Origin of the sequence: Pseudoalteromonas sp. P1-13-1a, from assembly GCF_001401875.1 — a bacterium.
Taxonomy (GTDB): Bacteria; Pseudomonadota; Gammaproteobacteria; order Enterobacterales; family Alteromonadaceae; genus Pseudoalteromonas.
Map to the genome: position 1 here is coordinate 1 of NZ_LKDV01000152.1, position 218 is coordinate 218.

Sequence of the window (218 nt, forward strand, 5' to 3'; positions counted from 1 at the left end):
ACCAAGGTAACAATAGGCACGCCAACAATGGTTGCAATGGTCAAGCCCATAAATACTTTTGACATAAAGCTTGCCCGTTTACCCGAAGGAGCAATATCGGAGGCAAGCAAAATAGCAGCGCCAAAATAGGCGCCGTGAGGTAAGCCACTTAAAAACCGAAAAACAACAAGCTGCTCTAGTGAAGTTGCTAATGCACTCAAACCATTAGCAATACACAT

At 44.0% G+C, this 218-nt stretch carries 1 protein-coding gene; it reads right to left on the bottom strand.

What is annotated here, in order from left to right:
• The coding region (locus AN391_RS20225; RefSeq protein WP_152967926.1) for an MFS transporter at window positions 1-218 on the bottom strand (218 nt) is incomplete at both ends.